The following is a 507-nucleotide window of genomic DNA, read 5'->3' as shown; positions in this document are numbered from 1 at the left end:
CTCGCGCGCGCGCGCGCGCGCGCGCGCGCGCGCGCGCGCGCGCGCGCGCGCGCGCGCGCGCTCTCCACGGCGACCCTTGCAGACCAGGAAGGAGCGCTGCTTGCCTCCTTCAGAAACGACACCAGCTCGTTGCCGGTGAGCCGGCACCAGGCGGGCAGGTCGTCGTCCACCGAGATTTCGGTGGAGCGGATCTCCAGCAGCCCGCCGCGCGGCAGGGGGTCGATGTGCTTGCGGATGAGTAGCAGCAGCCCGTTGCCGCAATCGAGGTCGCCGCCGTCAAAGCCGACGTCGGGCGCAAGGTCGTGACGCAGGTCCGTGAGAGTCATCGACACCTTCCCAGGGTTCGTGGGCGAGGGGAAGGAGGGCCTTCGCGGCCCTCCCCTCCCCCGCCGCCGGCGCCGCTCCCCGGGATGAACCACCCCGAGAAGCGCGGCGCCGGACGCGTAGGCAGAGCCCGCCCCGCCCGCGGCAGAGCCGCTCGGCGCGGGCAATTGCGTGCCGGTCAGC

1 protein-coding gene is annotated in these 507 nt (G+C 74.4%); it reads right to left on the bottom strand.

Annotated features, from left to right (window positions below; genetic code table 11):
* On the bottom strand, positions 1-326 hold a 326-nt coding region (locus tag AC2W7M_RS27230), incomplete at its 3' end, for a sulfurtransferase TusA family protein (RefSeq protein WP_486136367.1).
* Between the last annotated feature and the right edge of the window lie 181 nt (positions 327-507).

This window comes from Xanthobacter sp. BG11Y11_SDJG, from assembly GCF_057364445.1.
The sequence above is the reverse complement of the archived record's forward strand: the minus strand, read 5'-3'. Positions and strand labels throughout refer to the sequence as shown.